The 6,714-nt window shown below is 36.3% G+C and carries 6 protein-coding genes and 1 pseudogene; 3 read left to right on the top strand and 4 right to left on the bottom strand.

What is annotated here, in order from left to right; all coding sequences use genetic code 11:
- The first annotated feature begins 292 nt into the window (after nt 1–292).
- Nucleotides 293–949 carry a hypothetical protein gene (locus EW028_RS18020; RefSeq protein WP_131521827.1) on the top strand — a complete coding sequence of 219 codons (657 nt, stop codon included), beginning with the start codon at nt 293–295 and terminating at the stop codon, nt 947–949.
- A 42-nt stretch (nt 950–991) separates the two neighbouring features.
- Here the strand turns inward: EW028_RS18020 and EW028_RS18015 are convergent, their stop codons facing one another.
- On the bottom strand, nt 992–1,666 hold the full coding sequence (locus tag EW028_RS18015; RefSeq protein ID WP_131521826.1) for a KinB-signaling pathway activation protein: 675 nt from the start codon (nt 1,664–1,666) through the stop codon (nt 992–994).
- 151 nt (nt 1,667–1,817) lie between these two features.
- Between EW028_RS18015 and gerD the strand changes: the two genes are divergently transcribed.
- Nucleotides 1,818–2,426: a spore germination lipoprotein GerD gene (gerD, locus tag EW028_RS18010; protein ID WP_131521825.1), complete on the top strand. Its 609-nt coding sequence runs from the start codon at nt 1,818–1,820 to the stop codon at nt 2,424–2,426.
- Between the two features lie 55 nt (nt 2,427–2,481).
- On the opposite strand, the gene EW028_RS18005 is transcribed toward gerD, so the two are convergent.
- From EW028_RS18005 to EW028_RS17995, 3 genes and pseudogenes are all read right to left on the bottom strand, one after another.
- Complete coding sequence (locus EW028_RS18005) at nt 2,482–3,537, bottom strand: P-loop NTPase (protein WP_004233758.1); 1,056 nt, start codon at nt 3,535–3,537, stop codon at nt 2,482–2,484.
- A 72-nt stretch (nt 3,538–3,609) separates the two neighbouring features.
- Nucleotides 3,610–4,323 (bottom strand): N-acetylmuramoyl-L-alanine amidase, encoded by a 714-nt coding sequence (locus tag EW028_RS18000; protein WP_004233756.1) that lies wholly within the window; start codon nt 4,321–4,323, stop codon nt 3,610–3,612.
- A 131-nt stretch (nt 4,324–4,454) separates the two neighbouring features.
- A pseudogene (locus EW028_RS17995) lies at nt 4,455–5,321 on the bottom strand (DUF4822 domain-containing protein); the annotation flags it as partial.
- Between the two features lie 542 nt (nt 5,322–5,863).
- On the opposite strand from EW028_RS17995, the gene EW028_RS17990 reads away from it, so the two are divergent.
- On the top strand, nt 5,864–6,469 hold the full coding sequence (locus tag EW028_RS17990) for an ankyrin repeat domain-containing protein (RefSeq protein WP_131521823.1): 606 nt from the start codon (nt 5,864–5,866) through the stop codon (nt 6,467–6,469).
- The last annotated feature ends 245 nt before the right edge of the window (nt 6,470–6,714 follow it).

The raw sequence follows: 6,714 nt of genomic DNA, 5'->3' as shown, positions 1-6,714 counted from the left end.
CCAGGATCAAACTCTCCATAAAAGAAATTTGATTAGCTCAAATTGTTTTGCTGGCATCATGTTTGATGTCCAAAATTTTTGTTTTGTTCACTAACCGAAGCTAGTTACTTAAAACTTTATTGATTACGTTTTGCTTGTTCAGTTTTCAAGGTTCATGTTTCTTTATTTCGTTGTCACCTCTTGGCGACTTATACATAATAACATCGATTATTCATGAAAGTCAACACTAAATCATAAGTTTTTTTAAAGAGATTCATTTTTTATTTTAAATTTTAGAAACGAGGTTATCATTATGGTCCGTAAAACGTTGATTTCACTGCTTTTAATCGTAACGCTCTTTGCCTTTTTAAAGCCTATAAATTCAACGATGATTTCTGTATTTAATATTGCGAATGCACCAGTAGTGGTCACGAAGGGACATTATGGCACATCTCTTATTGTAGAGATTTCTTTCTCTGATGACTCTCTATTAGAATGGCTCCAAACGGTGAAGGAGCCTTATCCACTTCTACTTTTAGATGCTGATTGGATAAAACGGTCACCCGATCATTTAAAAATTATCCAACAACGCAAATTGCCTACAGGATTACTTGGGCCTGATGATTCAGTAGAAGAACCCGTTGACATTGCGCTCATCCAAAAGGATATTGATACTTATGAAAAATATTTAAAAGAAAGACCTTTATGGTTTGCTACCCGAAATCACCAATATTCACAGGATTTACAGAAAGCCTTATTCCAACAACAAATGAATTTATTATCTCCTTCTCTTATTTGGCAAGGTGAGAAAACTCCAAAATTACAAAAAGGTGATTTTGTCTTTTTCCCGCTCCATCAAAATAATCAAATATCCTTTAAAGAGCTTAACATGCTAATACAACAGCATAAGTTTATGTCGATTGAAGAAAATATATTCGGTTATAAGGTTCAAACTAAAAAAGCGCCATAAAAAAATTGCCTCCACTTCAGTGAGGCAATTCTTTTTTTTTCCTTATGCATTTTTAGCCTGTTCACGACGAGCTTTACGTCGTGCTTCTAATTTTTGACGATCTTCATCGGATTTTGCATTATATTTAGGTAATACTAATAATTGATACGCATTAACCGCCAATAATGGGAATAATAAAAGCGCAACATACTCATTAATATTTTCGTCGCGACCCATCAATGCAATTGTCCATTCCAACGTTGTAATGACAATCATAAAGAATAGTGCCGAAATCATTACATGTTTTTTCCCTGTTAATTTTACTTTTTGAACAGCTGTTGCTATTGCCCCAAATATGAGGACAATTAATAATCCTACATAGAACAACCAGCTTTGCCCATCCTTCACACCAGGAATAAAGCGGAAGAAAATTATATCGAAAATCGTTATGGCAATTAATACCAGCTGTACCCAATTCCATAATGTCAGTGTTCTAAAAATATTAACACCTACCTGATGAAGTGTTAAATAAGCAAAAAAGCCAGCTTGCGCTATAACACTCATTGTAAACCCTAAGAAAACCATCCATAAAAGTCCAGCGAAAAACTCACCCCATTGACCGTTTGCTATGTATGGTTGGAAGAATTCCCAGCGAATAAATAAACTAAAAACTCCGTTGACTGCACCACCAACGAGCATTGCAAAGAAGAAAAACTTTGCCCAATTTCGTATCGTCACAACTAAAAGTCCCCCAATTTCTCAATATATCTGTCCTTATTTTATCAATGCCTTGTTAAAAAAGCTATTTCTCATCCTAACCAATACATAAAGTCCTGAGAAATGTGAACAATAATTGAAAGAGTCTATCTAGAGAAAGGACTGATTGTCGATGCGAAAATTCACCTTATTACTGATTCTAATGCTTTTTCTTTCTGCCTGTTCACAAGATAAAACCTCTACCATGTCCTATGATGAAATAAAAAAAATCATGATTGACTCTTTACAAACAGAGGATGGTAAAAAGGCATTGCGACAGCTTTTAGAAGAGCCGAGTTTCCGTGAGCTCTTGATTTTAGAGCATGATGAAGTGAAAAAGGCTACCGAGGAAACTTTACTTTCCAAGGAAGCAGAAGACTTTTGGAAAAAAACCTTTGAAGATCCAAAGTTTAAAGAAACTGTTGCGAAAAGTATGCAAAAACAGCAACAGGATATTATGAAGAACTTAATAAAAGATCCGACTTTCCAAAAGGATATGGAGGCATTTTTCGGGCAACCCGATATGCAAAAGCAGTTGGAGACTATCCTTAAATCATCCAATATGCGCAAGCAAATGGAGGAAGTTGTAAAGGAAACGATCGAAAGCCCTTTAATGCAATCTAAATGGCAGGAACTTATTAAGAAAAGTGGCGAAGCAGGTTCATCAGGAAGTGGCGATAAGAAAGAAGCGAGTGGCGATAGTGGTGGCGGATCGGATAAGGGACAAAAAAGTACCGAGTAACCTTGGTAATGTAAAAACGGATTTCCCCATAAAACTGGTGGAAATCCGTTTTTTATTATTTATTTAATTTATCGATGATTTTCGTCGCGATGTCTAAATAAATTTGTCCTGTTGTATGTTTTTCAGCGTATACAGAAGGAGCAAAATCTTCATCTGTCCAATCTGGTTGCCCAAGCGGGATTTGTCCAAGCAACTCTGTACGTAGTTCGTCAGCTAGCTTTGGTCCTCCTCCTTGCCCAAAGACAAATTCTCGGTCACCTGATTTAGATTCAAACCAAGCCATGTTTTCGATAACTCCTAAAATTTCATGGTCTGTTTGAAGCGCCATTGCCCCTGCACGAGCTGCAACAAATGCTGCTGTTGGGTGTGGAGTTGTTACAACAATTTCTTTTGATGATGGCAACATTTGATGGATATCTAATGCAACGTCACCTGTGCCAGGAGGTAAATCTAATAATAGATAATCTAATTCACCCCACTCGACATCACGGAAGAATTGATCTAATACTTTACCAAGCATGGGTCCGCGCCATACGATCGGTGCGTTATTTTCTACAAAGAAGCCCATTGAAATCATTTTTACCCCAAAGCGATCTACTGGGAAAATACGATTATCGACTACCTTAGGCATATCCGTTACACCCATCATATCAGGTACACTAAATCCATAAATATCTGCGTCAATTAAGCCGACTTTCTTTCCTAGACGAGCTAAAGCAACAGCTAAGTTAACTGATACTGTCGATTTACCAACTCCACCTTTACCAGAAGCAATTGAAATTACTTGGACTGTGCTTAATGGAGATAAAATATCTTGTGCTTCCGACTCTGTTGCTGTGCCACGGAAGCTTTGCAATTTTTCTGTTGATAGTTCTTCAAAACGAATACCAACCGTGTTTACACCTGCTTCTTTCAACACCTCAACAACTTTCATTTGTAGTTGTAATTGTTCCGGTGTATTCAGTTTAGCAATGGCAATTTTTACACTGACATGATTTTTTTCTTCTTTTATTGCTACGTTCGTAATACCATCTGTTTCTGCAAGCGATTTATGTAAAAATGGATCTTGTAGTTGTCCCAGTATTTCTCGTACTTGTTGTTCAGTAATCACGACGAACACTCCCCTTATATTGTCTCAATATTAGTATATCATAATGATTTGATTTACGTTGTAGATGTTGCTCTACTCAATTTTGGCTAATAAATAGTCTTCTATACCTTCAACTATGGCATCTGCCATTTTTTCTTGATAGTTTTTGTCCACTAATAATGCTCGTTCCTCATCATTACTAATAAAACCAGTCTCCACTAAAGCTGCAGGTACTTCCGCTTTCTTCAATAAATAGATTTGCTTAATAGACAATGCTTCACGGTCTGTATTTTTTAAATTAGTGCGAATGGATTGTTGAATACTCTTGGCAAGAATCTCTCCGTCAGCATGTCCTTCCTTATGGTAAAATACCTGTGCGCCACGCCATTTTGTTTCAGGTATGGCATTTGCATGAATCGTTATAAATACATCAGGCTTTTCCTTTTCCACGATATCCTTTCTTAGGAAGATATCTTGCTTTTTCCGTTCTCTCATTGTTCCATATTTTTCTGATGGCGCATGCTCATCGATTACATCACCATTTTTTGTTCGTGTCATTATAACCGTTGCGCCTTTTTTCTTTAATTGCTTCTCTACATGCTGAGCAATTGCAAGTGTAATATCCTTTTCAATCACTTCGCCCTTTGAAGCTCCTCCGTCCTCACCACCATGCCCTGCATCAATGACAATTTTTATGCCACCAAGTGGGTCCGGTAAGAAGAAGTTACGGTCCGAAGCATTTGTTTCATATGCCACGACCACTATACTCATAAGCATAATTACTCCTAGTGCAAGCCAGCGCTTCACCCATATACACCACCCTTTTACATTTAGTGTACGAAATTAGTGGATGAACTATGCCAGAAAGTAAAAAAAACTCCCAAGTCACAAACTTGAGAGTTTTCAATTTCTTCTATATTAAGGGAGGAAGAACAATTTTATTGGTTTGTAAAAGTAGGTTTGAATTCACCTGTATATGGCTCATGCTCTACAAATACAGTTATATCATTGCCATCTTTGTCTTTACCTGCTCGTTTATACGTGAACTTCTTATCGTTGATTTCTGTAATTTCAAGAGCTACACCATACTTATTATCACCGACAGAAACATGCGCTCTTATTTTATTATCATGAATGACATTAAAGTAACCATAGTCTCCACGACTTTCACCTGTTTCAGGATTAAAGAACTCATATTTATTTGTATTTGCGTCATACTTTGCAATGCTGATGAAATTTGAATTGAATTCTGTTACATCATTACCCGCTTCATCTAACACAACGGTTCCATGCCACAGTGTATCAGCGAGAATTTTATCTCCGTCAACGTCTGTAACAATTTGACCTGTAGAAGCATCTAACGTTTTATCGGAATCAGTAAATGCCAGTTCTTTTTCTTTATATGGAATATGTTCCACGAATACTTCTACATCATTGCCTGCAGCATCTTTACCCATTCTCTTATAAGTAAAGATACTATCGTTGAGCTCAGTGATCTCGACAACTGCTTGGTAGTTTTTTGATTCGGAAATTAATATTCTTTGTTTCCCATCATTTGTGATAAAGAATGTCCCTTTATCCTCACGGCTTTTACCTGTAGCCACGTCAAAGAATTCATAATGACCTGTCTGGGCATCATATTTTGCTAAGCCAATGAAGTTTGCGTTCTCCGCAGTTAAATCATTGTTAGCTTGATCATAAACTTTTGTACCTTGCCAATTCGTACTATTTAGAATGTTAGCCATTTCTTGTCCCTTTGTTAATTGCTCTTTGGTAGTATTATCTGTTGCAGCACTTTCTGTTTTAACTTCCTCACTATTCGTCGTATTGCCTTTTGCAGGTTCCTTATCTTGACATGCTGCAAGTAATGCAATTGCTGCAACAGATACTATTAATAATTTTTTCATACCTACTTACCTCCGTCGGTTAGTTTATATTTTGAGTTACTTCAAACCCATAATGACCATTTTTTAAAATGAAAGGTTTGTTGTACCTTCTAAAAACTATATTAAAGTGGAGTGTTAAACTCCCTCTAAATAATTTCTTAAAAAAACATAAACTTATACGAAAATATTTTTAATATATATTAAATCTGCACACTAATAGTAAGTTTTGTAAAAAAGATACTTATTTTTTTACATATACTTAATTTATAGGTGAACGACATTTCTCACAAACGAGTATCTCAACATTATTAATTATAGGAAAAAGCTAAGCCTAGCATATCTTTTTAATAGTACTCGTACAATTCGCTCCGTGTTACCATATTTGTATAAACGGAAAAGTAGGCTACAGTGATATACCACTAGTCATTTGGCCTTTTAACTAAAGAAAAGAGGGTGGAAAAATGAATGATCAATTAATACTTTCAGCAGCGAACGGTGATACTGATAAAGTATTAGCACTTCTGCAAAATGGCATCAATATTAATACAACGGATCGGTATGGAAGAACCCCTGTCTTAGCTGCAACTTATAATAATCAGGTGGATACTGTGAAGGTGCTCATTCAACATGGTGCTGATATTAATATTAGAGATAATAACCTTGAGAACGTACTTTTACATGCAGGGGCATCAGGCTATTTAGAAATCGTTAAACTTGCTATATCTGCAGGGGCAGATACAAAGCTAACTAATCGCTTTGGTGGAATTGCCATTATCCCTGCATCCGAACGGGGACATGTTGAGGTGGTCCGAGAGCTACTTAATCATTCAGACATTCATGTCAATCACATTAATAATTTGCATTGGACAGCTCTATTGGAGGCAGTCATACTAGGCAATGGCGGGGAGAAACATCAAGAAATTGTACAATTATTGGTGGATCATGGTGCTGATATAACTATTGGAGATCGAGATGGTGTTACACCATTACAGCATGCAATAAAACTAGGCTTTTATGAGATTGAGCAAATTTTAAAAGAAGCAGCATCCGAACGAAATAACAGTTAACACTATAGGAGGTTTTTTCATATACTTTTCTAGATGTCCTCACTTCGGAATTAGCTGTTTCATAAGAAATAACGTTAAGCAATCTTTGAGGTTACTTCACAGATTGCTTTTTATGATGGAATGACAAAAATACTCTTTCCTCGAAAGTAGAAAGAGTCTTGGGGTAGATGTTTAAGTTTAAGTTCTGAAAGGGGCGTGCTTGAAGGATTTTATAATGTTTCATATAGTTTTTTCAGTTAGCACGT

Origin of the sequence: Lysinibacillus sp. OL1, from assembly GCF_004332175.1 — a bacterium.
GTDB classification, from domain to species: Bacteria; Bacillota; Bacilli; order Bacillales_A; family Planococcaceae; genus Lysinibacillus; species Lysinibacillus capsici.
This window is presented reverse-complemented; position numbering and strand designations above follow the sequence as displayed.

Coding starts and splice junctions, on each gene's coding strand:
- EW028_RS18020 (WP_131521827.1), top strand. CDS start 293: ATGGTCCGTAAAACGTTGATTTCACTGCTTTTAATCGTAACGCTCTTT.
- gerD (WP_131521825.1), top strand. CDS start 1,818: ATGCGAAAATTCACCTTATTACTGATTCTAATGCTTTTTCTTTCTGCC.
- EW028_RS17990 (WP_131521823.1), top strand. CDS start 5,864: ATGAATGATCAATTAATACTTTCAGCAGCGAACGGTGATACTGATAAA.